At 63.2% G+C, this 22,346-nt stretch carries 21 protein-coding genes and 1 pseudogene; 13 read left to right on the top strand and 9 right to left on the bottom strand.

Features of this window, described 5'->3' with window-relative positions; genetic code table 11:
• From ACN8M7_RS15765 to cyoE, 9 genes are all read left to right on the top strand, one after another.
• Positions 1–96, top strand: a 96-nt coding sequence (locus ACN8M7_RS15765) for a transposase domain-containing protein (protein ID WP_143485438.1), incomplete at its 5' end; no start/stop codon positions are given.
• A 734-nt stretch (positions 97–830) separates the two neighbouring features.
• Complete coding sequence (gene hrpA / locus ACN8M7_RS15760) at positions 831–4,874, top strand: ATP-dependent RNA helicase HrpA (protein WP_490261370.1); 4,044 nt, start codon at positions 831–833, stop codon at positions 4,872–4,874.
• A 243-nt stretch (positions 4,875–5,117) separates the two neighbouring features.
• Positions 5,118–5,387 carry a hypothetical protein gene (locus ACN8M7_RS15755; RefSeq protein WP_061243263.1) on the top strand — a complete coding sequence of 90 codons (270 nt, stop codon included), beginning with the start codon at positions 5,118–5,120 and terminating at the stop codon, positions 5,385–5,387.
• On the top strand, positions 5,384–5,959 hold the full coding sequence (locus ACN8M7_RS15750; protein ID WP_061243266.1) for a DUF6436 domain-containing protein: 576 nt from the start codon (positions 5,384–5,386) through the stop codon (positions 5,957–5,959). Before ACN8M7_RS15755 ends, ACN8M7_RS15750 begins: the two co-directional genes overlap by 4 nt.
• Positions 5,960–7,361: 1,402 nt before the next feature.
• Complete coding sequence (cyoA, locus tag ACN8M7_RS15745; RefSeq protein ID WP_490261369.1) at positions 7,362–8,279, top strand: ubiquinol oxidase subunit II; 918 nt, start codon at positions 7,362–7,364, stop codon at positions 8,277–8,279.
• Between the two features lie 2 nt (positions 8,280–8,281).
• Positions 8,282–10,270 (top strand): cytochrome o ubiquinol oxidase subunit I, encoded by a 1,989-nt coding sequence (cyoB, locus tag ACN8M7_RS15740; RefSeq protein WP_061240252.1) that lies wholly within the window; start codon positions 8,282–8,284, stop codon positions 10,268–10,270.
• 2 nt (positions 10,271–10,272) lie between these two features.
• Positions 10,273–10,902, top strand: a complete 630-nt coding sequence (gene cyoC / locus ACN8M7_RS15735; protein ID WP_061240253.1) for a cytochrome o ubiquinol oxidase subunit III — start codon at positions 10,273–10,275, stop codon at positions 10,900–10,902.
• Positions 10,903–11,238: a cytochrome o ubiquinol oxidase subunit IV gene (cyoD, locus tag ACN8M7_RS15730; RefSeq protein ID WP_061240254.1), complete on the top strand. Its 336-nt coding sequence runs from the start codon at positions 10,903–10,905 to the stop codon at positions 11,236–11,238.
• Complete coding sequence (cyoE, locus tag ACN8M7_RS15725) at positions 11,238–12,194, top strand: heme o synthase (RefSeq protein WP_061240255.1); 957 nt, start codon at positions 11,238–11,240, stop codon at positions 12,192–12,194. The genes cyoD and cyoE overlap by 1 nt, the downstream gene beginning before the upstream one ends.
• A gap of 321 nt (positions 12,195–12,515) precedes the next feature.
• Here cyoE and ACN8M7_RS15720 read toward each other — a convergent pair whose 3' ends face one another.
• A complete protein-coding gene (locus ACN8M7_RS15720) occupies positions 12,516–13,070 on the bottom strand; it encodes a nucleotidyltransferase family protein (protein WP_490261368.1) in 555 nt (184 codons plus the stop codon).
• Between the two features lie 216 nt (positions 13,071–13,286).
• Here ACN8M7_RS15720 and ACN8M7_RS15715 point away from each other — a divergent pair, with 216 nt between their 5' ends.
• Positions 13,287–13,754, top strand: a complete 468-nt coding sequence (locus ACN8M7_RS15715) for a hypothetical protein (RefSeq protein WP_490261367.1) — start codon at positions 13,287–13,289, stop codon at positions 13,752–13,754.
• Complete coding sequence (locus ACN8M7_RS15710; RefSeq protein ID WP_490261366.1) at positions 13,747–14,109, top strand: hypothetical protein; 363 nt, start codon at positions 13,747–13,749, stop codon at positions 14,107–14,109. The genes ACN8M7_RS15715 and ACN8M7_RS15710 overlap by 8 nt, the downstream gene beginning before the upstream one ends.
• A gap of 72 nt (positions 14,110–14,181) precedes the next feature.
• Here the strand turns inward: ACN8M7_RS15710 and arsH are convergent, their stop codons facing one another.
• From arsH to ACN8M7_RS15690, 4 genes are read right to left on the bottom strand one after another with little or no spacing between them, the layout of a single operon-like run.
• The gene (gene arsH, locus ACN8M7_RS15705) at positions 14,182–14,871 is read right to left on the bottom strand and encodes an arsenical resistance protein ArsH (protein ID WP_490261365.1); all 690 of its coding nucleotides are present in this window, start codon (positions 14,869–14,871) and stop codon (positions 14,182–14,184) included.
• 10 nt (positions 14,872–14,881) lie between these two features.
• A complete protein-coding gene (locus ACN8M7_RS15700) occupies positions 14,882–15,352 on the bottom strand; it encodes an arsenate reductase ArsC (RefSeq protein ID WP_490261364.1) in 471 nt (156 codons plus the stop codon).
• A 15-nt stretch (positions 15,353–15,367) separates the two neighbouring features.
• Positions 15,368–16,651 carry an arsenic transporter gene (locus ACN8M7_RS15695; RefSeq protein ID WP_490261363.1) on the bottom strand — a complete coding sequence of 428 codons (1,284 nt, stop codon included), beginning with the start codon at positions 16,649–16,651 and terminating at the stop codon, positions 15,368–15,370.
• Positions 16,652–16,660: 9 nt separating this feature from the next.
• On the bottom strand, positions 16,661–17,017 hold the full coding sequence (locus tag ACN8M7_RS15690) for a metalloregulator ArsR/SmtB family transcription factor (protein WP_490261362.1): 357 nt from the start codon (positions 17,015–17,017) through the stop codon (positions 16,661–16,663).
• A 152-nt stretch (positions 17,018–17,169) separates the two neighbouring features.
• Here ACN8M7_RS15690 and ACN8M7_RS15685 point away from each other — a divergent pair, with 152 nt between their 5' ends.
• Positions 17,170–18,618, top strand: a complete 1,449-nt coding sequence (locus ACN8M7_RS15685; protein ID WP_490261361.1) for an alpha/beta hydrolase — start codon at positions 17,170–17,172, stop codon at positions 18,616–18,618.
• Positions 18,619–18,651: 33 nt separating this feature from the next.
• Here the strand turns inward: ACN8M7_RS15685 and ACN8M7_RS15680 are convergent, their stop codons facing one another.
• The 4 genes and pseudogenes from ACN8M7_RS15680 to ACN8M7_RS15665 all read right to left on the bottom strand — a co-directional run bounded on the left by ACN8M7_RS15680 (position 18,652) and on the right by ACN8M7_RS15665 (position 21,313).
• Positions 18,652–19,452, bottom strand: coding sequence for a methyl-accepting chemotaxis protein (locus ACN8M7_RS15680; protein WP_490261380.1), 801 nt, complete (start codon positions 19,450–19,452; stop codon positions 18,652–18,654).
• A 57-nt stretch (positions 19,453–19,509) separates the two neighbouring features.
• A pseudogene (locus ACN8M7_RS15675) lies at positions 19,510–20,298 on the bottom strand (MCP four helix bundle domain-containing protein); the annotation flags it as partial.
• 223 nt (positions 20,299–20,521) lie between these two features.
• Positions 20,522–20,776: a glutaredoxin 3 gene (grxC, locus tag ACN8M7_RS15670; protein WP_490261360.1), complete on the bottom strand. Its 255-nt coding sequence runs from the start codon at positions 20,774–20,776 to the stop codon at positions 20,522–20,524.
• An 18-nt stretch (positions 20,777–20,794) separates the two neighbouring features.
• A complete protein-coding gene (locus ACN8M7_RS15665; protein WP_490261359.1) occupies positions 20,795–21,313 on the bottom strand; it encodes a carboxymuconolactone decarboxylase family protein in 519 nt (172 codons plus the stop codon).
• Between the two features lie 121 nt (positions 21,314–21,434).
• Between ACN8M7_RS15665 and ACN8M7_RS15660 the strand changes: the two genes are divergently transcribed.
• Positions 21,435–22,265, top strand: a complete 831-nt coding sequence (locus tag ACN8M7_RS15660) for an AraC family transcriptional regulator (RefSeq protein WP_490261358.1) — start codon at positions 21,435–21,437, stop codon at positions 22,263–22,265.
• Positions 22,266–22,346: the final 81 nt, after the last annotated feature.

Genomic DNA, 22,346 nt, shown 5'->3' with positions numbered 1-22,346 from the left:
CCGTATGCCTATCTCAAGGACGTGCTGACACGACTGCCGACGCAGCGGGCGAGTGAGATCGGCCAACTACTGCCGCATCAGTGGGTACCTGCCTGAATCACGCAAGGTGAGTTCGGCGGACGCTTACGTTGATTCTCCCTTAAGAGCGACTGGAATAGCGACAAGAGTCAAATTCACAGATGACGAAAGCTACCTGTCACATTGGCGCAAGCCAGGGATGCCGTGGGTTCGTCGTTATGGATGCGGGAGAGAACGTGACAGGGCAGCGCTGCTGACCTATGGCTTGCAAGTGGCTTGTAGCACTTCCCGCGCAAGCTGATGAGCCCAGGATGCTGTACGTCCGCTGTATTGGGCTTGGCGATCGGATCGCCTGACCAACTATTGGCTAAATCCAAGGACTGATCAAGGACTCTTGGTCAGCTCCCAGCCCAAAACGCTCTAAAAAAACGCGCACCAGGGATAGCCCGCAGTGGTATCCGAATGCCGCGAACCAGCGCCGCAGGGCAAGAGCATGGCAAAGGGCAATAGTCGCGATTTCCAGGCTGAACTCCTTCTGTTACTAGGCAACAGCAACCGGGCGCAACGTCGCGAGTCCTACCAGAAAGCCATTGATCTAAATGACTGTTACTACGCCAAACAGCGTATGCCGCATTGAAACTGCCGCTGAGCTCACTGGATCTGGCCGACCTCTGCCGCTCGTGAACTACTGCTATCGGCCAAAAACAGCCGCTCCCTTACGCATACTCGCGCATCTTCCTTCGATGCCTGGTCTGCACGCCTTAGGGCGTAATCTGCGACAATCCCGCCTTTGCCCTGATTGCCCGATCCAGATGACTGACCTCGCCACGCTGCAGAACAACCTCGACCACGTCATGATTGCCGAGCGCCATCGTTTGCGCCGGCAGTTGCATGAGCTGCAGAAGCAGCCCAACGAGGCCAAGCTGGCGCAGTGGCTGGAGCGGTTTCAGGCGTCTAGCGACAAGGTGGCGGCGCGGCGCGGCAGCATTCCGGCGATGCGCTACGACGACGCGCTGCCGATTGCCGCCAAGCGCGACGAGATCAAGGCCGCGCTGGAGAAGAGCCAGGTGGTGGTGATTGCCGGTGAGACCGGTTCGGGCAAGACCACGCAGTTGCCGAAGATCTGTCTGGAGATTGGCCGGGGCGTGCATGGCCTGATTGGCCACACCCAGCCGCGTCGCTTGGCGGCGCGTAGTGTGGCGACCCGCGTGGCGGAAGAGATCGGTACGCCGCTGGGCGAGCTGGTCGGTTATCAGGTGCGTTTCGAGGATCAGAGCAAGGACGGCACGCTGATCAAGCTGATGACCGACGGCATCCTGCTCGCCGAAACCCAGCACGACCGCTTTCTGGAAAAGTACGACACCATCATCGTCGACGAGGCGCACGAACGCAGCCTCAATATCGACTTCCTGCTCGGCTACCTGAAGACCCTGCTGCCGCGTCGCCCGGATCTGAAGCTGATCATCACGTCGGCGACCATCGATCTGGAGCGTTTTTCCAAGCATTTCAACGATGCGCCGATCATCGAGGTGTCCGGGCGTACCTACCCGGTGGAAACCTGGTATCGCCCGTTGGCGGCGGAGGTGGACGAGGAGGGTGAGCGTCTGCTCGATGACCTGTCCATCGATCAGGGCATTCTCGCCGCGCTGGACGAGATCACTGAGCACGAGCGCAGCGTCGGCCAGCGCCCCGGCGACGTGCTGGTGTTTCTGCCTGGCGAGCGCGAGATTCGCGAGGCGGCCGAGGTGCTGCGCAAGGCCAACCTGCGCTTTACCGAGGTGCTGCCGCTGTATGCGCGGCTGACCCCGGCTGAGCAGCAGAAGATTTTCGCGCCCATGCCAGGACGCAAGATCGTGCTGGCCACCAACGTCGCGGAAACCTCGCTGACCGTGCCGGGCATCCGCTACGTGATCGACAGCGGCACCGCACGCATCAGTCGCTACAGCTACCGCGCCAAGGTGCAGCGCCTGCCTATCGAGGCGGTGTCGCAGGCCAGCGCCAACCAGCGCAAGGGCCGCTGTGGGCGGGTCGAGCCGGGTATCTGCATTCGTCTGTACAGCGAGGAGGATTTTTTCGGGCGCCCGGAATTTACCGACCCGGAGATTCTGCGTACCAACCTCGCGGCGGTGATTCTGCAGATGCTGCACCTGCGCCTGGGCAGCATCGAGGACTTCCCCTTTATCGAGCCGCCAGATGGCAAGGCCATCAGCGACGGCTTCAACCTGTTGCAGGAGCTGTCGGCGGTCAACCGCGAAAGCCAGCTCACGCCCCTTGGCCGCCAGTTAGCGCGCCTGCCCATCGACCCGCGCCTGGGGCGCATGGTGCTGGAAGGTGCCAAGCAGGGCAGTCTGGAGGAAATCCTGATTGTCGCCGCCGCGCTGTCGGTGCAGGACCCGCGCGAGCGTCCGATGGATCGCCAGCAGGCTGCCGACCAGGCGCATGCGCAGTGGAAGGATGTGGATTCGGATTTTGCCGCGCTGATCAACCTGTGGCGCGGCTTCGAGGAAAAACGCCAGGAGCTGGGCAGCAACCCGCTGCGCACTTGGTGCAAGAAGAATTTCCTCAACTACATGCGCCTGCGCGAATGGCGCGATGCGCACCGGCAACTGGTGCTGATCGCCCGTGACCTGCAGTTGAGCGGCAAGGGCGCAGGTAAGACGGATAACGCGTCGACCAAGGTGGATGGCTCCGGCCATCCACCCTACGATAAGCAGCAGCCCCCAGAGCCGACCAAGGACACCCGCGTCAACGCCATCGCCCGCCAGCAGGCCGAGGCCAGCGAGGCAGCGGTGCGGGCGAAGAACTACGCCGCCGTGCACAAGGCGATTCTCGCCGGCCTGCTCAGCCAGATCGGCCAGAAGACCGAGGACGGCGACTACCTCGGCGCGCGTCAGCGGCGCTTCTGGGTTCACCCGTCGAGCGTGATCGGGCGCAAGAAGCCCAACTGGATCATGGCCGCCGAGCTGGTGGAAACCACCAAGCTGTTCGCCCGCATGGTGGCCAAGATCGAGCCGGACTGGATCGAACCGCTGGCCGCGCATCTGGTGAAGAAGAACCATCTGGAACCGCACTGGGAGAAGAAGCGCGGCCAGGTGGTGGCGTACGAGCAGGTGACCCTGTACGGCATGATCATCGTCGGTCGCCGCCCGGTGCATTACGGCCCCATCGACCCGCCTGTGGCGCGCGAGATGTTCATTCGCGAGGGCCTGGTGCGCGGCGAGATCAACAGCCGCGTGCGCTGCCTGACCGCCAACCGCCAGTTGCTCGAACGCCTCGACGAGCTGGAGGCCAAGTCGCGCCGCCGCGACATTCTCGCCGACGAGGAAACCCTTTTCGCCTACTACGAGGCGCGCATCCCGCAGGACATCTACCAGGCTGCCAGTTTCGAGAGTTGGTACAAGAAGGGCAGCGCTACCGACGCGCAACTGCTGATCATGCGCGAGGAAGATGCCCTGGCCCGCGATGCCAAGGAGATCACCGCCGCGCAGTACCCGGACAGCTTGCGCATCGGCGAGCTGCAGTTGCCGCTGAGCTATCACTTCGAGCCCAATCACCCGCGTGACGGCGTGACCCTGCGCGTGCCGGCGCCGCTGTTGCCGCAATTGCAACCCGAGCGCCTGGAGTGGCTGGTGCCGGGCCTGCTGGAAGCCAAGTGCATCGCCCTGGTGCGCGGCCTGCCCAAGGCGCTGCGCAAGAACTTCGTGCCTGTGCCGGACTTCGTCGGCGCCGCGCTGGACAAGCTGGTGTTTGGTCAGGGTTCGTTGCCACAGGCCCTCGGCCATGAGCTGCTGCGCATGACGGGGGCGCGGGTGTCCGACGAGGCCTGGGCGGAAGCGGCTGAAAGCATCGAAAGCCACCTGAAGATGAATATCGAGGTGGTCGATGCGCGCGGCAAGTTTCTCGGTGAAGGCCGCGACCTGGCTGAGCTGACTGCACGTTTCGCCGAAGCCAGTCAGGCTGCCTTGGCCATCCCGCAGCAGAGCGACAAACCGAAAACGGTGGAGGCCAAGGCCTTCGCCGAGGTGGCCGAGAAGGCCCAGCAGAAGATCGCCGGCCTTTCCATGACGGTTTATCCGGCGTTGGTGGAGGAGGCTGGAGTGGTCAAGGAAGGGCGCTTCCCGACCCAGGCTGAGGCCGACTTCCAGCATCGCCGTGCGTTGCAGCGTCTGCTGTTGCAGCAACTGGCCGAGCAGGCCAAGTTCCTGCGCGGCAAGCTGCCGGGGCTGACCGAACTGGGCCTGCTGTATCGCGATATCGGTCGCGTCGAGGCGCTGGTTGAGGACATCCTGCTGGCCAGCCTGGATGCCTGCATCCTCGAAGGTGAGGCGACGCTGCCGCGCGACGGTGCGGCCCTGGCGCAACTGGCCGAGCGCAAGCGCGGCGACTGGACGGCGCATGCCGAGCGTATCGCGCGCCAGGTGCTGGAGATTCTCAAGCTCAACCATGGCCTGCAGAAACGCTTCAAGGGCAAGATCGATCTGGCCCAGGCCATGGCGCTCAACGACATCAAGCAGCAATTGGCCAATCTGGTCTATGCCGGCTTCGTGCGTGAGACGCCGGGCGAATGGCTCAAGGAGATCCCGCGTTACCTCAAGGCCATCGAGCAGCGCCTGGACAGGGTCGCTGCGCAGGTGCAGCGTGATCGTGTGTGGACGGGCGAGCTGACCGGCTACTGGGAACAGTACAAGGCGCGTGCTGCCAAACATGCCCAGGAAGGCAAGCGCGACCCGCAGCTCACCCTGTATCGCTGGATGCTGGAGGAGTACCGGGTGTCGCTGTTCGCCCAGCAACTGGGCACCAAGATGGCGGTTTCGGACAAGCGCCTGAGCAAGCAGTGGACGCTGGTTGATGCGTGATTGGCGTGGCCTGGGCTGCACTGCCCGGGCCGGCGCGGCAGGGTAGCAGGTTGTTGAAAAACTACCTGCGTTGGCAATACTGCGTTAAAAACGCCCTCAAAATGCTCATTTACAACACGTAAACTGCGCTTTTTCGGTCGTTTTTGCCTTGTCTTGCCTGCCTCGCCTACGTTTTTCAATGGCCTGGTAGGGCGCCTGGCGCCCGATTCGAAGTGGGTTCCACTGTGAAGGTTGAAGTGAGACATGAGCGCAAAAGATGAAAACGCTGGGCTGAGCCGCAGTGGCTGCCTGGGGCTGTTTGTGTTGGGGCTGCTGTTTGTAATTTCGCTGGTTGCCGGTTTTATCTACTTCGTCACCCGCCCGCAGGGTGGCGAGATTGAAGCGGGTGAGCGCGCGGCCATCGCAGCCTGCTGGGAGCGCACCAAGGGCGCAGACAGTGAGCGTGCCTTCACCGTGGAAAGTTGCCAGGAAATGGAAAAGCAGTTCCTGCGTAAGTTCGGCGAAAAACCATGAGTGTGTTCAGCCGCCTGACGCTCAAGCACTTTGTGCTGGGCTTCTTTGTCGTGGTGTTGGCGGCAATCGTGTTGATCTGGTGGCTCAGCGGCGCGGCGTATTTGCGGCCCTATGCCGAGCAGACGGTGATCTTCGGCCAGGGCGAGTTGAAGCTGCCGCCTGAACTGGCCGGCCCCGGTCCTATTCGCGTGGTGCATTTCTGGGACCCTGACTGCCCCTGCAACGCGGAAACTGACGCGCATCTGCGTTACCTGATCGGCCTGCACCGCAACGCCGATGTCGAGTTCTACAGCGTGCAGAAGCCGGGCAGCAAGGGTGAACTCGCCCCTTTCCTGCGGGGGCGGATGAAGCCCTTGCCCGGCATCGAGGGCATGGAGTCGTTGCCAGCCAGCCCGGCCCTGGCGATCTGGGATCGTGACGGCAAGCTGGCCTATGCCGGGCCTTACAGCGAAGGGCTGGTGTGTAACTCCAGCAACAGCTTCGTCGAGCCGGTGCTCGATGCGCTGACCCAGGGGCGCCATGTTTCCTTGGCCAGTGGTTTGGCAGTGGGCTGTTACTGCGCCTGGAAGTAGTGGTGCAGGCAGGTACGGGGGAGCAGGGCAGGGTTGCCTGTGCCTGTGGGAGGGGCTAAAGCCGCGATGCTTGTCGCGGCTAAAGCCCCTCCCACAAAAGCCGCGCCGGCCGCATTTGTGTAGCCCGGATGGAATCCGGGACACATATCGAGGCGTGCCGCATTGCATGTGGGCTACGAAGGCAAAGCGATCGCGGCTGAAGCCGCTCCTACGGGGTAGGTGGAGGGTTGCCGGGCCGCTGCAGTCATTTCCCAGAAGGCGTTGCCAGCCGCCATTGTGTAGCCCGGATGGAATCCGGGGCACATATCGAGGCGTGCCGCATTGCATGTGGGCTACGAAGGCAAAGCTATCGCGGCTGAAGCCGCTCCTACGGGGTGGGTGGAGGGCTGCCGGGCCGCTGCAGTCATTTCCACAGAAGGCGTTGCCGGCTGTATTTGCGTAGCCCGGATGAAATCCGGGGCACATATCGAGGCGTGCCGCATTGCACGTGGGCTACTAAGGCAAAGCTATCGCGGCTGAAGCCGCTCCTACGGGGTAGGTGGAGGGCTGCCGGGCCGCTGCAGTCATTTCCCCAGAAGGCGTTGCCAGCCGCAATTGCGTAGCCCGGATGCAATCCGGGGCACATATCGAGGCGTGCCGCATTGCATGTGGGTTACGAAGGCAAAGCGATCGCGGCTGAAGCCGCTCCTACGAGGTAGGTGGAGGGTTGCCGGGCCGCCGCAGTCATTTCCACAGAAGCCGTTGCCGGCTGTATTTGCGTAGCCCGGATGAAATCCGGGGGCGGGCATCGAATCGCTCTGGATCGCATGCGTTTAGGTGGAGCTATCGCGGCTGAAGCGAAATGCCGCACGGCCGCTTCTGCCGAGGTTCACCAGCCCCGTAGGAGCGGCTTCAGCCGCGATACTTTTGGGCAGCCTCCGATGGCCCCGGATTGCATCCGGGCTACGAAGCAGGGGCTCATTCAGTGTCGATGACTTCGATCAGTTGATTCCGAAGAGGCATCCGGCTTGCTTGGTCGATGTCAAGCGGAATGCCGCTGCCCGCTTTTGTCGATTCGCTTTGCATTGATTCCTGTCAATTTGCTGACAAACAGCTCTAAAACGGGGCTGTGGTCTTTTGTCGCACCCCTGCGATTCTTTGCAGGGTTCTGCCGCAAAATGTTTCAAATCTTTGCGTAAATGTTTCGAAACATGTCGCGAGGGTGCTGTAAGTCCGCTCATAAGTAGGCCGCTAATGAATTGTATGAGGCTCTTCTAGCCGGCAACATCGGCGATTCCCACGGTTTTACCGCTTCGCTTGCATGGATGCTCAAGCTCTGAGTTTCCGCTGCCGGCCTTTTACTCGATGGGCCGCACGGCAACTGAAGCCGAATGTGGGACATCACTCAGTTGAAGGTCGTGACATGAAAGAAGAGAAATACCATCGTGGTGTGCGCTGGTTGCTGATGGCGATTGCCTGCTCAGCGCTCGGTGGATGTGACTGGGCACTGTTCAACTCGAAAGGGCAGATCGGTGTCGAGCAGGGCAATCTCATCCTGATCTCCATTGGCCTCATGCTGATCGTGGTGATCCCCGTGATCATCATGACGTTCTGGTTTGGCTGGCGTTATCGCGAGTCGAACGAGAAGGCCACCTACATCCCCGACTGGGCGCACTCGCACAAGGTCGAACTGGTCGTCTGGGGCGTGCCCCTGATCATCGTCGCGGTTCTGGCGGTGATCATCTGGAAAACCTCGCATTCGCTCGACCCCTATCGCCCGATCGAATCGGACAAGCCGGCGCTGAATATCGAGGTCGTCTCGCTCGACTGGAAATGGCTGTTCATCTACCCGGATCAAGGCGTGGCCGTGGTCAATGAGCTGGTGATTCCGGAGAAGACCCCGGTGACCTTCCACATCACTTCCGACACGGTGATGAATGCGCTGTCGATTCCGCAGCTCGGCGGGATGATCTACGCCATGGGCGGCCAGCGCACCCAGCTCAACCTGATCGCCAACGAGCAGGGCGAGTTCTTCGGTCAGTCCGGCAACTTCAGCGGTGCAGGCTTCTCGGCCATGCGCTTCACCACTCACTCGGTCAGCGACGACGCGTTCGCCAAGTGGGTCGACAAGGTCAAGCAGTCGCCCGAGGTCATGGACTTCGCCGCCTTCAAGCAGGTGGGCGAGCCGGGCGAGATGGTCAACCACCGCTACCCGATCTACCCGATTCGTTACTTCGGTCAGGTTGAACCCAACCTGTTCAACAAGGTGCTCGGCCAGTACGTGACCCTGAAAGATTCCCACAGCACGGCCATGCGCGATGCAGCGGAGGTGCAGGAGTGAATATGTTTGGAAAACTGACTCTGGACGCGATTCCGTACCACGAGCCAATCATCATGATCACCCTGGCCATCGTGGCGCTGGGTGGTCTGGCTGTGTTTGCGGGCGTGACCTACTTCAAGAAGTGGGGCTACCTGTGGCGCGAGTGGCTCACCTCGGTGGACCACAAGAAAATCGGCGTGATGTACATCCTCGTCGGTCTGGTCATGCTGGTGCGCGGTTTCGCCGACGCCATCATGATGCGTACCCACCTGGCGATGGCCCATGGTGACGGGCAGGGCTACCTGCCGCCCGAGCACTACGACCAGATCTTCACCGCGCACGGCATCATCATGCTGATCTTCGTGGCCATGCCACTGGTCACCGGCCTGATGAACATCGTCGTGCCGCTGCAGATCGGCGCGCGTGACGTGGCCTTCCCCTACCTGAACTCGCTGAGCTTCTGGCTGTTCGTCGGTGGCGCGCTGCTGATCAACCTGTCGCTGGGCCTGGGCGAGTTCGCCAAGACCGGCTGGGTGGCTTATCCGCCGTTATCAGGGATTCAGTACAGTCCCGGCGTGGGGATGGATTACTACATATGGAGCATGCAGCTATCAGGCTTGGGGACGACCCTGACCGGGGTCAACTTCATCGCCACCATCCTCAAGATGCGTGCGCCGGGCATGAGCCTGATGAAGATGCCGATCTTCACCTGGACCATCCTGGTGACCTGCGTGCTGATCTGCGGCGCCTTCCCTCCGCTGACCGCGACCCTGGCGATGCTGTCGCTGGACCGCTACCTGGATTTCCACTTCTTCACCAATGAACTGGGCGGCAACCCGATGATGTACGCCAACCTGTTCTGGATCTGGGGTCACCCGGAGGTGTACATCCTGATCCTGCCGGCGTTCGGCGTGTTCTCCGAAGTGGTGGCGACCTTCTCGCGCAAGACCCTGTTCGGTTATGCCTCGATGGTCTGGGCAACCGCAGCCATCGGTATCCTGTCGTTCGTGGTGTGGCTGCACCACTTCTTCACCATGGGCTCGGGGGCCAACGTCAACGCCTTCTTCGGCATCATGACCTCGATCATCGCCATCCCCACCGGGGTGAAGATCTTCACCTGGCTGTTCACCATCTTCCGTGGCCGGCTGCAACTCAACGCCATGACCTGGATGACCCTGGGCTTTCTGGTGACCTTCTCCATCGGCGGCATGACCGGTGTGCTGATGGCGGTACCGGCGGCGGACTTCGTGCTGCACAACAGCCTGTTTTTGATCGCCCACTTCCACAACGTGATCATCGGTGGTGCGGTGTTCGGCTACCTGGCCGGCATCATCTACTGGTTCCCGAAAGCCTTCGGTTACAAGCTGATCGACCGCTTCGGCCGTTACTCCTTCTGGTGCTGGTTGCTCGGCTTCTACTTCGCCTTCATGCCGCTGTACGTACTGGGCTTCATGGGCATGACCCGTCGCCTGAACCACTTCGACAACCCGGCCTGGGTACCGTGGATTCAGGTGGCCGTGGTCGGCGCTGTGCTGATCGGTATCGGCATCGTGTTCACCGTGGTGCAGTTCGTCACCAGCTACATCAAGCGCAAGGAAAACCGCGATGTGAGCGGCGACCCCTGGGATGGCCGCACCCTGGAATGGGCGACTTCCTCGCCGCCTCCGTTCTACAACTTCGCGGTCATCCCGACGGCGGACAAGATCGACGCCTTCTACGAGGCGAAGAAGAACGGGGTCGAGCTGATGCCGGTGCCTGAGCACTACGAGCCGATCCACATGCCGAAGAACACCGGTAACGGTGTGGTGGTGGCAGGTTTCATCATCGCGTTCGGTTTCGCCATGATCTGGCACATCTGGTGGCTCGCCATCGTTGGCCTGGTCGGCGCCGTGGTCAGCTTCATCGTGCGTTCCTACGACGAAGACATCGACTACTACGTGCAGCCCGAAGAGATCGCGCGGATCGAGCAGGCGCATCACCAAACCAAAGCCACCGCAGTCGTACAGGCCTAACCATGACCGCTTACGAACCCCACTATTCACATGACGCTCATGGCCACGATGGCCATGAGCACCACCACGACACCAGTGGCATCAAGCTGTTCGGCTTCTGGGTTTACCTGATGACCGACCTGCTGATCTTCGCCACGGTGTTCGCCACCTTCGCGGTGTTGAGCAATTCCTTCGCCGGTGGCCCCACCGCCAAGGAAATGCTCAGGCCCGGCCTGCATCTGGTGCTGGTGGAAACCTTCGCCCTGCTGTTCTCCAGCATCACCTACGGCATGGCCATGCTCGCTACCTATCGCGGCGACAAGGCCGCCGTGCTGCGCTGGCTGGGCATCACCTTCCTGTTCGGGGTGAGCTTCATCAGCATCGAGCTGTACGAGTTCCGTCACCTGATCCATGAAGGTGCAGGCCCGCAGACCAGCGCCTACTGGTCGGCGTTCTTCACCCTGGTCGGCACCCACGGCCTGCACGTCAGTGCCGGCTTGCTGTGGATGCTGGTGCTGATGCTGCAGGTCGGTACTCGCGGCCTGACCGACACCAACAAGACGCGCGTGGGGCTGCTCAGCCTGTTCTGGCACTTCCTCGACGTGGTGTGGATCTGCGTGTTTACCGTCGTCTACCTGATGGGGGTGCTGTAAATGGCTCACCAAGACAATCACGCCGCCCACGCCGTGGGCTTCAAGGATTACCTGACCGGTTTCATCCTGTCGGTGATCCTCACCGTGATCCCTTTCATGCTGGTCATGCATCCTGACGTGCTGGGCCTGAGCCGTGGCGCGACCCTGATCACCGTGGTGCTGTTCGGCCTGGCGCAGGTGCTCGTCCACCTCGTGTACTTCCTGCACATGAAGACCGATGAAGAAGGCCGCTGGAACGTGATTTCGATGATTTTCACCGTGCTGGTCATCGCGTTCGTGGTCGGCCTGTCGGTCTGGATCATGTGGAGCATGCACTATCACATGATGATCAACTGATGCTGGCGCTCCTGAAGCAGTACCTCAACCTCGCCAAGCCGGGCATCGTCTTCGGGAATCTTATTTCCGTCACGGGCGGTTTCTTCCTGGCTTCGCGCGGCGATGCCGACCTGGCGCTGTTTTTCGCGACAGCGCTGGGCGTTTCGCTGGTGATCGCCTCAGGCTGCGTGTTCAACAACTACATCGACAGGGACATCGACCAGAAGATGGAGCGGACCCGTAACCGGGTCCTGGCGCAGGGGCTGGTATCGCCTGCACACGCCATCGTCTATGCCTGCGTGCTCGGGGTAGCGGGGGTGGCCGTGCTGTACGCCGCCACCAACCCCCTGGCGGTGATGCTGGTGCTGATGGGCTTCGTGGTCTACGTCGGCCTCTACAGCCTGTGGCTCAAGCGTGGCTCGGTGTACGGCACCCTGGTCGGCAGTCTGTCCGGGGCGGCTCCGCCCGTGGTCGGCTACTGCGCGGTGAGCAACGAGTTCGATGCCGGCGCCGCCATCCTGTTGTTGATATTCAGCCTGTGGCAGATGCCGCATTCCTATGCCATCGCCATCTTCCGTTTCAATGACTACCAGGCCGCGAACATCCCGGTGTTGCCGGTCATCAAGGGCATCTCGGCTGCCAAGCGGCAGATCGTGCTGTACATCGCTGCCTTCGTGGTCGCGACCCTGATGCTGACCTTGAGCGGTTACGCCGGCTACAGCTACTTCGTGGTCGCCGCGCTGAGCGGTGCCTACTGGTTGTGGATGGGCGTGTCGGGCTACAAGGCCGTGGATGACCGAGTGTGGGCGCGCAAGCTGTTCACCTTCTCCATCGTCACCATCACCATGCTCAGCGTGATGATGTCGGTGGATTTCATCTCCTCGCCCGAGCAGGTATTGGTGACCTCCATCAATCACCTGTGCAGCCAGTTCGCCGATTCCGCGCAGGGCATCTGCGCGGTGGTCGCCGGTATCTGACCGGTTTTGTGGGAGAGGCGTAGGGTGGATGTCGCTCTTTACATCCACCAGCGGGTGGACATGTGGACATTTAGCCTGCCTGGTTAGAGCACTGCGAAACCCGGGTAATCCGCTCCCGGATTTCGCTGCGCTCTACCCAGGCTACGCCAGCTTTGTAGGAGCGGCTTTCGGCTCTGGCATCCTGCTTCGCTCTACCTCCTGCATCCATGCAGTCGCAGCCGCGATTGTTGCCGCTGAAGCGCCTCCCACGGTGTTTGCACCGTCGGGTGGATGATGCTTTTTTCATCCACCAACCGGTGGATCGATGAAGCGTCATCCACCCTACGGCAGCACCTTCAATTTCGGCCAGGTGGCCAGCCAGTTCTTGCTGCGCAAGCGTTCCTGGTAGATCGGCTTTTTCTCGTCCTTGAACCTTCCGGTCGGGCGCACGATAAGGTTGAACAGATCCTCCAGGCCAAGTGGTGCGGCTACCTGTATCCCATCCTGCTGGTCCAGCCGCACGGCCACCGCCGTCGCAGTCTCCGGCCAATGCCGCATCGCTTCGGTCGCCGAGGCGTAAGGCGCATCACCGTTGCGCAGATGCATGCGTGCCTGGTTCTTCACCGACCACTGCAGTGACTCGTCCCGGTGGCGCAGCATCGCCTCCAGCTCCGCGTCGCGAGCAGGGAAGGTTTGGCTGCGGTCGAACCAGATCACGTCGATGTCTGTCGGCAGCGGCGAGCCTGAGCGTTGGTGCAGATGATCCCAGACCGCACTGCGCACGAAGCCGGCGGCTACCCAGCAATCGGGCAGGTCCAGTTCGCGCACCTGTTGCAGGATGCGCAGGCGCCTAGGGTCGGTGTTGATGATGGTCCGGAGTCGAGCGGCGAGATTCATGTGCGCAGCCTATCAGTGCTACCCGCCGGCTGCCTGCTCAGTTGATCTGGTGCATCAGCGTTGTTTCCGGTGTTGATCGCACGGCACCAATGCTGGTTTGGAAGGTCTCAAGCGCTTGGCGGCTGAGGGGCGTCTGTTTGTGTGCTCGTTCATGGCAAAACGGGCTGCATTGTTCCAAGCTCCGCAGCTGATTCAAATCTACATAGGGAACATGTAATGGAAATGAAAATACTGGCCAGCGGCATCGGCGCGGCCATCCCCAAGACCAGCATTGGCTTCAATCTATTCAGTGGCGTCTACATACAGATTCGGCGCTCAAGTAGCGAGAAGCCTCAGGTGTTCGGTATCGCCACCGGGCCAGAGATCGGTGGCAACAGCGGTACGCTGATCGCCGGTCATATCGAGACCTCCTGGATGAATATCGACGCGAGCAAGCATGCCTGGTTGTGCAGTCGTTCATCGCTGGTCGGCAAGCTGGGGGAAATCGAGCTCAAAGGGACGCTGCTGTTCGGTGGCAGCGTGGACGTCGCGTTCACCATCTATGACGCCAACAACGAAGCCAGTTTTTCGCTGAGCCGCGTGCAGGTCGAGTCGAGTGGTGGACAGCTGGCCGACACCAAGGTGCGCGGTGTGATCAAGGACATGATGGGGCAAACCCAGAATGGGAGCCTGCTCTGTGGCTAACCGTGATCCCGGTCGTTTCCCGCGCCTGAAAACGCTATGCAACCTGGCATTGCTGCTGCTGCAACTGATCACCGTGGCAGCATACTGGGGTATGGTCGGCGCCAGGCCCAGCTATATGGCGATCAGCCAGGAGCTCTACCCGGGCAGCGAGCGACTGATGAACAGCTGGCTTGCCGACATGCTGGTCTCCATGCCAGCCATGTTGGTGGTAGGGGCCATCTTCGTGTCGAGTGTCGCCAAGGAGTTTGCCGGCCTGGGCAAAGTGCGGCGGATTCAACTCAATGGGCTGATCCTGGGCGCGCTGCTGGTCATGCTGTACCTGGCTGCCTCGCCGCTCTACGTGGCTGCCGCCTGATCAGGCGGCGGCTCCACCGCGTAGGAGCGGCTTGAGCCGCGATTGTCACCGCTCAAGCGCCTCTCACTATTTTCAGATGCTGCGTTGATTGACCCGCTGCGACAGCGCCTCGGCCGATTCCTTGCGTTCGGAGTAGCGATTCACCAGCTCGGGGTGGTCGCGTAGCAGCCAGGTGAAGCGCACCAGTTCTTCCATCACGTCCACCAGACGGTCGTAGTAGGGCGAGGGCTGCATGCGGTCATCGTCGCCGAATTCGAGAAAGGCCTTGGGCACCGATGACTGGTTGGGGATGGTGAGCATGCGCATCCAGCGGCCGAGCACACGCAGCTGATTGACCACGTTGAACGACTGCGAGCCGCCGCAGACCTGCATCACCGCCAGAGTCTTGCCCTGGGTCGGACGTACCGCGCCCATGGCCAGCGGCACCCAGTCGATCTGCGCCTTGAACACCGCCGACATGGCGCCGTGGCGTTCCGGCGAACACCACACCTGGCCTTCGGACCACTGCATCAGATCGCGCAGTTCCTGCACTTTTGGGTGCTCCACGGGGGCGTCGTCCGGCAGCGGCAGGCCGGACGGGTCGAAGATGCGCGTCTCGCAGCCCAGATGCTGCAGCAGGCGCGCTGCTTCCTGCACCAGCAGGCGGCTGAATGAGCGCGGCCGGGTGGAGCCGTACAGCAGCAGGATGCGCGGCGCCGTGGCCGAGTCGTTAGGTTGGGCCGGCAGCAGGTCTAGGTCGAGATTGGGCAGGTCTTCATTCATGCGTGCGTCCTCACTCTTGGCCGATACGGTTGAGCGCCTGCTGCAGTTCGTTGCGGCTCATGTCCGCCAGGGGCAGGGCGAGGAAGGCGCGGCAGCGTGCTTCGATATGCGCCAGGGTGGCGTGAAAGGCGGCGTTGATGGTGGCCTCGTCGCCTTCCACGTGGGACGGATCTTCCAGGCCCCAGTGGGCTTTCAGCGCCGGGCCGAAGTACACCGGGCAAGCCTCGCCGGCCGCCTTGTCGCAGACGGTGATGACGATATCCGGCGGGCAGCCTTCGAAGGCGTCGTTGCCCTTGCTGCTCAAGCCCTCGGTGGCGATGCCGGCTTCACGCAGGGTGACCAGGGTAAGCGGCAGCACCTCGCCGCGCGGAAAACTGCCGGAGCTCACCGCCTGGTGCTCGCTCGGCGCCAGGTGGTTGAACAGGGCTTCGGAGAGGATGCTGCGGCAACTGTTGGCCGTGCACATGAACAGGACTTTCATCTTGAAGGCTCCAGATTAGATGCTCAGGCGCAGGGCCAGGGCCGAAAGGGTGAGCAGCAGCACCGGCAGGGTGAGTACGATGCCGACCTTGAAGTAGTAACCCCAGGTCACGCGGATGCCCTTGCGCGCCAGTACATGCAGCCAGAGCAGGGTGGCCAGGCTGCCGATGGGGGTGATCTTCGGCCCCAGGTCGCAGCCGATCACGTTGGCGTAGATCATCGCCTCACGCACCGCGCCGCTGGCCTGGCCGGCATCGATGGCCAGCGCCCCGATCAGCACGCTGGGCATGTTGTTCATCAAGGACGACAGCAGCGCGCTGAGCAGGCCGGTGCCCAGCGCCGCGCCCCAGATGCCATAGCCGGCGAAGGCGTCGAGCAGGCGCGTCAGCTCGGCGGTCAGGCCGGCGTTACTGAGGCCGTAGACCACCAGGTACATGCCGAGGGAGAAGATCACCACCTGCCAGGGCGCCTCGCGCAGCACCTTGCCGGTGGCGATGCGTTTGCCCCGTGCAGCGACGGCGAACAGCAACGCGGCGCAGGCCGCGGCCACGGCGCTGATGGGGATGCCCAGCGGCTCCAGGGCGAACAGCCCGACCAGCAGCGCTAGCAGCACTGCCCAGCCGACCTTGAAGGTAGCGATGTCGCGGATCGCCTGGTTGGGCGCCTGCAGCGCCGCCACCTCGTAGCGCGCCGGAATGTCGCGACGGAAGAACAGCCACAGCACCAGCAGGGTGGCGGCGACACTGACCATATTCACCGGCACCATCACCGCGGCGTAGGCGCCAAAGCCGATGCCGAAGTAGTCGGCCGAGACGATGTTGACCAGGTTCGACACCACCAGCGGCAGGCTGGCGGTATCAGCGATGAAGCCGGCGGCCATGACGAAGGCCAGGGTCGAGGCCGGCGAGAAGCGCAGCGCCAGCAGCATGGAAATGACGATGGGGGTGAGGATCAGCGCCGCGCCGTCGTTGGCGAACAGTGCCGACACCGCCGCGCCGAGCAGGATGCTGAAGGCGAACAGGCGCGTGCCGCTGCCGTTTGCCCAGCGCGCTACATGCAGCGCCGCCCACTCGAAGAAGCCGGCTTCATCGAGCAGCAGGCTGATGATGATCACAGCGATGAAGGTCACCGTGGCGTTCCACACGATGCCCCATACGGTGGGGATGTCGGCGAAGCTGACCACACCGGCAGCCAGGGCCAGCACGGCGCCGAGCGAGGCGCTCCAGCCGACGCCCAGGCCTCGCGGCTGCCAGATGACCAGAATCAGGGTGAACAGAAAGATGGCGACGGCGATCAGCATGCGGTGTTCTCAGCAGCAGGTAGCGAGGCGGGCAGGGCGCTCGCCCATGTTGGCGAGGCGGCTGGCGTCCTGCTCCAGCCAGGTGCGGTTGGCGGCCAGGGTGGCGGCCAGTACGTCGCGCACCCATTGCGGCAGGTCCGGCGCCAGGCGGTAGTAGACCCATTGGCCCTGACGACGGTCCTGCAACAGGCCGCTGGTGCGCAGCTGCGCCAGGTGGCGGGAGATCTTCGGCTGGCTGTCGCCCAGTGCGCAGACCAGCTCGCACACGCACAGCTCGCCCTGGTCGGCAATCAGCAGCACGGCGCGGGCGCGGGTTTCGTCGGCCAGGGATTTGAACAGCTCGGGTGGGGGCAACGCGTCGGACATGGGGTGAGTCCATATATACGGATTAGCGAATATACGGATATCCATATGTATAAGGCAACCCGGTGGTGGTTGAGGGCTGCTTTGCACTAAAGTCCCCATGCCGGTTGCCGGGACGGATTTTCCCGGGCAGATAACTTCGAGGGAGGCGCTTGATGCGTTTACCGCGCATGCGCAACGTGATGGCCTGGACGCTGGTGGTGGTTTTGTTGATCGTGGTGGCCTTGCTCGGCATTCGTATCGCCGGGCTGGCATCCTTGCCCGAGCTGGAGCCCTGGCACCGGCTGGTGCCGCAGGAGCTGGAAGTCAGCGAGCTGGACGAGAGCGACTGGCAGGCCTATCTGGCCGCCGAGGCTGCCTTGTTCGAACGCCTGCGGCGCGAGCTGATCGAGCCGGTCACGGCTTCCGGCAAGGCACCATACAGCCGTTACGCCAGCGTCAGCCCGGTGTACCCCGGTAACCTGGCGCGCGACTGGAACCGCTCCTTCATCCTGCAGCCATCAGGCCCGCCACGCGGCGTGGTGGTGTTGCTGCATGGCCTGACCGACTCGCCCTACAGCCTGCGCCATATCGCCCAGCACCTGAGCGAGCAGGGCCTGCTTGCCGTGGTGCCGCGTATGCCCGGCCACGGCACGGTGCCGGCGGCGCTCACTGCTGCGCATTGGGAGCAATGGCTGGCAACCACGCGGCTGGCCGTGCGTGAAGCGCGGCGCCAGGTGCCGGACGGGCCTTTGTATCTGGTCGGCTACTCCAATGGCGGCGCGCTGGCGCTGCGCTACAGCCTGGCAGCACTGGAAGACGAACGGCTGGCCATGCCGCAACGCCTGGTACTGATTTCGCCGATGATCGGTGTCACCAGCTACGCCCGCTATGCCGGGCTGGCGGCTTTGCCGGCGGTGCTGCCGCCCTTCGCCAAGTCGGCCTGGATGAACGTGCTGCCGGAGTTCAATCCGTTCAAGTACAACTCCTTCCCGGTGCAGGCGGCGCGGCAGACCTACGAGCTGACCCGCGAGGTGCAGAACGCCTTCGATGTTGCCGAGGCCGATGGCCGGCTGGCGCGACTGCCCCCGGTGCTGGCCCTGCAATCACTGGCCGACAGCACCGTGAGCACGCCGGCGGTGGTGCGCCAGTTGTTCGCACGCCTGCCGGCCAACGGAAGCGAGCTGGTGGTGTTCGACATCAACCGGTCGCAGGCGGCCAGCTCCCTGCTGCGCACCGACATGAGCGGTTTGCTGGAACAGTTGCTGCCACCGGCCGCACGTGACTACGACCTGACCGTGGTCGGCGTGGCGCCGGAGCAGGGCCGCGCGGTCGAGGCCCGGCGCATCGCTCCTGGCGGCCAGCAGGTGCAGCGCGTGCCGCTGGGCGTGGACTATCCGGCGCAGCTGTTTTCGCTGTCGCACGTGGCCTTGCCATTCCCGCCCAGCGATCCGCTGTATGGCAGTGATCCGGCTGCGGGCGAAGACTACGGCGTGGCGCTCGGCACCCTGGCGCCGCGCGGCGAGCACGGCGTATTGGTGGTGGGGTTGGACAGCCTGCAACGGGCGACATCCAATCCCTTCTATGACTACCTGCTGCAGCGCATCGACGCGGATCTGCGCTGAGTCAGTGGACGGCCCTCGTGGCGTCCGCCCCGACTACAGGCGGAAGCGGTTCACCAGCCCGTCCAGCTGGGTCGAGAGCGCCTGCAGATCGCTGCTGGCCTGGTTGAGCTGATCGGCGATATGGGTGGTGCCGACGGTCAGCTCGTTGATGTCGACGATGTTGCGGTTGATGTCTTCGACCACACTGGACTGCTCCTCGGTGGCGGTGGCGACCTGGATGTTCTGATCGCTGATCTGGCCGATATGGCCGTTGATCTGCTCCAGTGCCGCCGAAGCCTTGCTCGCGTATTCCACCACCAGTGCGCTCTGCCGTTGGCCCTTGGCCATGGCCTCCACAGCCGAGCGTGATTCGTTCTGCAGGCGGTCGATGACCTGCTGGATTTCCTCGGTGGAGGCGCCGGAACGGCTGGCCAGGGTGCGCACCTCGTCAGCCACCACGGCGAAGCCACGGCCCTGTTCGCCGGCACGCGCCGCTTCGATGGCGGCATTGAGCGCGAGCAGGTTGGTCTGCTCGGAGATGCTGCGGATGGTGTTGAGCGTGGTGCTGATGGCGTCGGTCTGAGCAGCCAGAGCGCCAATGACTTTGGCGGCCTGTTCCAGCTCGCCGTTGAGGGCGTCGACCTGCTGCTGTGCCTGCCCGACTACCGTGCCGCCATCCTTGGCATGCTGGGTCGCTTCGCGGGCCACGTCGGCGGCATTCTCGGCATTGCGGGCGATCTCGTTGACGGTCGAACCCAGCTCGTTGATGGCGGTGGCCACCTGTACCGTGCGGTCGCTTTGCGCAGCGCAGTTGCTCTGGGTCAGACGCGCGCGTTCGGCCACCTCGCGCGCCATGCCCGAGAGCTGGCGCGAGTTGTCGGCGAGCTGGCGCATGGCGCCGTGCACCTTGTCGATGAACTGGTTGAAGCTGCGGGCGATTTCGTTCAACTCGTCCTGGCCGGATAGATCGATGCGAGTGTCCAGCGCCAGGTTGTCGGCGGCCTGGCCCAGGCTGTTCTGCAGCACGGCAACGCGGCGGCGCAGCTGGATGACGATCAGCCAGGAAATGAAGATCGATACCAGCAGGCCGGTGGCGATGATGGTGATCTGGCGGGTCAGGCCCGCTTCGTAGCTCTGTGCACTGTGCAGGTTCTGCTGCTCGGCCTGTTGCAACAGGACGTCGAGCAGGTCATTGGCGCCCTGGCGCATCACCCCGTAGGTCTTGGCGTACTGGTCGCGATAGATCTGCTGGGCCTTGGCCATATCGCCGGCGTCGAAGGCGGCGAGCATCGGGGTCAGTTCGTTGCTGACCATCGCTTCGAACTGGTCGAGCAGTTTCTGCGCCTGGGCCTTGCGTTCCGGGTTGACCTGGGCGGCCACGGCCTGGCGCATCGCTTCGCGCATGCCGGGGATGTCTTCGTTGCGGGCGTCCTGCACGCGCGATTTCACGCCACGCTCGTCACGCAGCGGGGTTTCCTGCAGCAGCATCATGTCGATGCCCACGCGCATGCGCGGAATGCGCGAGGCGACCTCGGCCATGGCGCGCATCGGTGCCGCGGTATTCAGATAGAGCACCTCCGTATTCCGGTGCAGGCTGGACATGCTGCTCAGGCTGGTAAGTGCCACCAGCAGCAGGGCGATGCAGGGGATGGCGACCGCCACGATCAGGCGGGTTTTCAGGGAGAAGGCGTCGAGACGCATGGACAGGCTCCGGTTCGAGGACAGATGCGGCGCGCCAGCATGCCTGGCCGGCGTTACCGTTGCTATATCGGCAGCACCCACTCGGAGCATGAGGCGTGACCTCGCATAAATCCGCTGTATGCCTCGGGGCTTGTCGAACTCAGCACTCGTTCAGGCGGCAGTGGCATAGCGCGATTACCGCAGCGTCATGCGCCGCAAGCGGGGGCTTGCGGCGCATTCCGTCTCAGGCTTGCAGCAGCGCATCCAACTTACCGCCACGTTCCAGTGCCGCCAGGTCATCGAAGCCACCGACGTGGCGTTGACCAATGAAGATCTGCGGCACGCTGCGGCGCTTGCTGCGCTGCAGCATTTCCGCCAGCCGCTGCGGTGAATGGCCCACGTCGACTTCCTCGAACGCGACGCCCTTGCGTGTCAGCAGGCTCTTGGCGTTGACGCAGTAGGGGCAATGCCCGGTGGTATAGAGGGTAACGGCTTGCATGGTGCACCTCCTGCGTCGTCAGACGGCTACCGGTGGAAAGTCGACAGCGGTTTCGGCCAGGTTGTTGAGGTAGTTGGTCAGCGTCATCAGGGCGACGTTGGCCACCACTTCGACGATCGCGGCCTCGCTCAGCCCGGCATCGCGTGCGGCCTGTAGCTGCGCATCGCTGAGGCGGCCGCGGCTGTCGATGATCTGCCGGCTCAGACGCGCCACGGCATCCAACTCGCCATCGCGGGCGCTGCGAATATCCGCTTCGCTCAGGCCAGCCTTGCCGGCGAACAGGGTGTGTGCGGCCAGGCAGTATTCGCAGCCGTTGACCTGCGAGCTGGCCAGCGCCACCACTTCGCGCGCCTTGGCGTTCAGCGTGCCCTTGCCGAGGGCCTGGGACAGCGCCAGGTAGCCGCTCAGCGCGGCCGGGGCATGGGCCAGGGTGGCGAAGGTGTTGGGAATGAAGCCGAGGCCCTTGCGGATGCCTTCCAGTTGCGCCTGGGCGCTGGCAGCGGTTTGTTCGAACGGCAGTGCGGTGATGCGAGTCATGTTGATTCTCCAGTCTTGGGTGGGGGCTTGTCGTTCAAGCCTGGAGCCATGCTAGGGAAACGAACTGGCTTTTCGGATTCAGATCGTCGATGTTATGCGACAGATCGTCCAAGAGTGCCAGATGACCATGGATCGCCTGTCCAGCCTATTGCATCACTTCAACCTGCACGCCAGCACCTTTCACCGGGGCGGATTCTGCGGCACCAGCAGCCATGGCGAACATGAGCCGCATGGCTACATCCATCTGCTGCGTGCCGGGCGCATGAGCTTTCGCGAAGGGGATGGTCGTGAGCGGCGTCTGGAAGAGCCGAGCCTGATGCTGGTGGCCAGGCCGCGCCTGCACCAGATGAGCGCCAGCGAGGCCGACGGCGCCGAGTTGGTCTGCGCCACGCTGGTCTTCGATGGCGGTATCGACAATCCGCTGTCGCGCTCACTGCCGGGCGCCATCGTCAAACCCTTGCGCGAGCTGCCGAGCCTGAGCGGCTGCCTGGACTGGCTGTTCGCCGAGGCGGCTGGGGAGGATTGCGGGCGCGAGCTGGTACTCAACCGCCTGTTCGAGTTGATGGTGATCCAGCTGTTGCGGCATTTGATGAGCAGTCGCGAGCTGGCCTCGGGGATGATTGCCGGCCTGGCCGAACCCCGTCTGGCACGTGCGCTCAATCAACTGCACGAGAAACCGCAGCATGGCTGGTCGGTGGCCGAACTGGCCGCGCTGGCCGGTATGTCGCGCGCCAGTTTCGCTGCGCATTTTCACCAGGTGGTCGGTGCCACTCCGGCCGATTACCTGGTGGGCTGGCGCGTCAGCCTGGCGCAGAAGCGTTTGCGCGAGGGCCGGCCCATGGCGTTGATCGCTGACGAGGTGGGCTATGAAAGCCCCTCGGCCCTGGCGCGCGCCTTTCGCCGCAAGGTGGGGGCGAGCCCCAGCGAGTGGCTGCGCCAGGTCGCTCAGTAGGCGAAATGGGCGATGGCTTGCCTGACTCTGTTCAGCGCGTCTTCCAGTTGCGCCGCGTGGCGCTGGTTGGACACCTGGCGG

The sequence above is a fragment of the Pseudomonas spartinae genome, from assembly GCF_965197125.1.
GTDB classification, from domain to species: domain Bacteria; phylum Pseudomonadota; class Gammaproteobacteria; order Pseudomonadales; family Pseudomonadaceae; genus Aquipseudomonas; species Aquipseudomonas composti_A.
This window is presented reverse-complemented; position numbering and strand designations above follow the sequence as displayed.

Bases quoted from the DNA above. Each gene is read 5' to 3' on its own strand.
- hrpA (WP_490261370.1), top strand. From the start codon at position 831: ATGACTGACCTCGCCACGCTGCAGAACAACCTCGACCACGTCATGATT.
- ACN8M7_RS15755 (WP_061243263.1), top strand. From the start codon at position 5,118: ATGAGCGCAAAAGATGAAAACGCTGGGCTGAGCCGCAGTGGCTGCCTG.
- ACN8M7_RS15750 (WP_061243266.1), top strand. From the start codon at position 5,384: ATGAGTGTGTTCAGCCGCCTGACGCTCAAGCACTTTGTGCTGGGCTTC.
- cyoA (WP_490261369.1), top strand. From the start codon at position 7,362: ATGAAAGAAGAGAAATACCATCGTGGTGTGCGCTGGTTGCTGATGGCG.
- cyoB (WP_061240252.1), top strand. From the start codon at position 8,282: ATGTTTGGAAAACTGACTCTGGACGCGATTCCGTACCACGAGCCAATC.
- cyoC (WP_061240253.1), top strand. From the start codon at position 10,273: ATGACCGCTTACGAACCCCACTATTCACATGACGCTCATGGCCACGAT.
- cyoD (WP_061240254.1), top strand. From the start codon at position 10,903: ATGGCTCACCAAGACAATCACGCCGCCCACGCCGTGGGCTTCAAGGAT.
- cyoE (WP_061240255.1), top strand. From the start codon at position 11,238: ATGCTGGCGCTCCTGAAGCAGTACCTCAACCTCGCCAAGCCGGGCATC.
- ACN8M7_RS15720 (WP_490261368.1), bottom strand. From the start codon at position 13,070: ATGAATCTCGCCGCTCGACTCCGGACCATCATCAACACCGACCCTAGG.
- ACN8M7_RS15715 (WP_490261367.1), top strand. From the start codon at position 13,287: ATGGAAATGAAAATACTGGCCAGCGGCATCGGCGCGGCCATCCCCAAG.
- arsH (WP_490261365.1), bottom strand. From the start codon at position 14,871: ATGAATGAAGACCTGCCCAATCTCGACCTAGACCTGCTGCCGGCCCAA.
- ACN8M7_RS15700 (WP_490261364.1), bottom strand. From the start codon at position 15,352: ATGAAAGTCCTGTTCATGTGCACGGCCAACAGTTGCCGCAGCATCCTC.
- ACN8M7_RS15695 (WP_490261363.1), bottom strand. From the start codon at position 16,651: ATGCTGATCGCCGTCGCCATCTTTCTGTTCACCCTGATTCTGGTCATC.
- ACN8M7_RS15690 (WP_490261362.1), bottom strand. From the start codon at position 17,017: ATGTCCGACGCGTTGCCCCCACCCGAGCTGTTCAAATCCCTGGCCGAC.
- ACN8M7_RS15685 (WP_490261361.1), top strand. From the start codon at position 17,170: ATGCGTTTACCGCGCATGCGCAACGTGATGGCCTGGACGCTGGTGGTG.
- ACN8M7_RS15680 (WP_490261380.1), bottom strand. From the start codon at position 19,452: ATGGCGCGCGAGGTGGCCGAACGCGCGCGTCTGACCCAGAGCAACTGC.
- grxC (WP_490261360.1), bottom strand. From the start codon at position 20,776: ATGCAAGCCGTTACCCTCTATACCACCGGGCATTGCCCCTACTGCGTC.
- ACN8M7_RS15665 (WP_490261359.1), bottom strand. From the start codon at position 21,313: ATGACTCGCATCACCGCACTGCCGTTCGAACAAACCGCTGCCAGCGCC.
- ACN8M7_RS15660 (WP_490261358.1), top strand. From the start codon at position 21,435: ATGACCATGGATCGCCTGTCCAGCCTATTGCATCACTTCAACCTGCAC.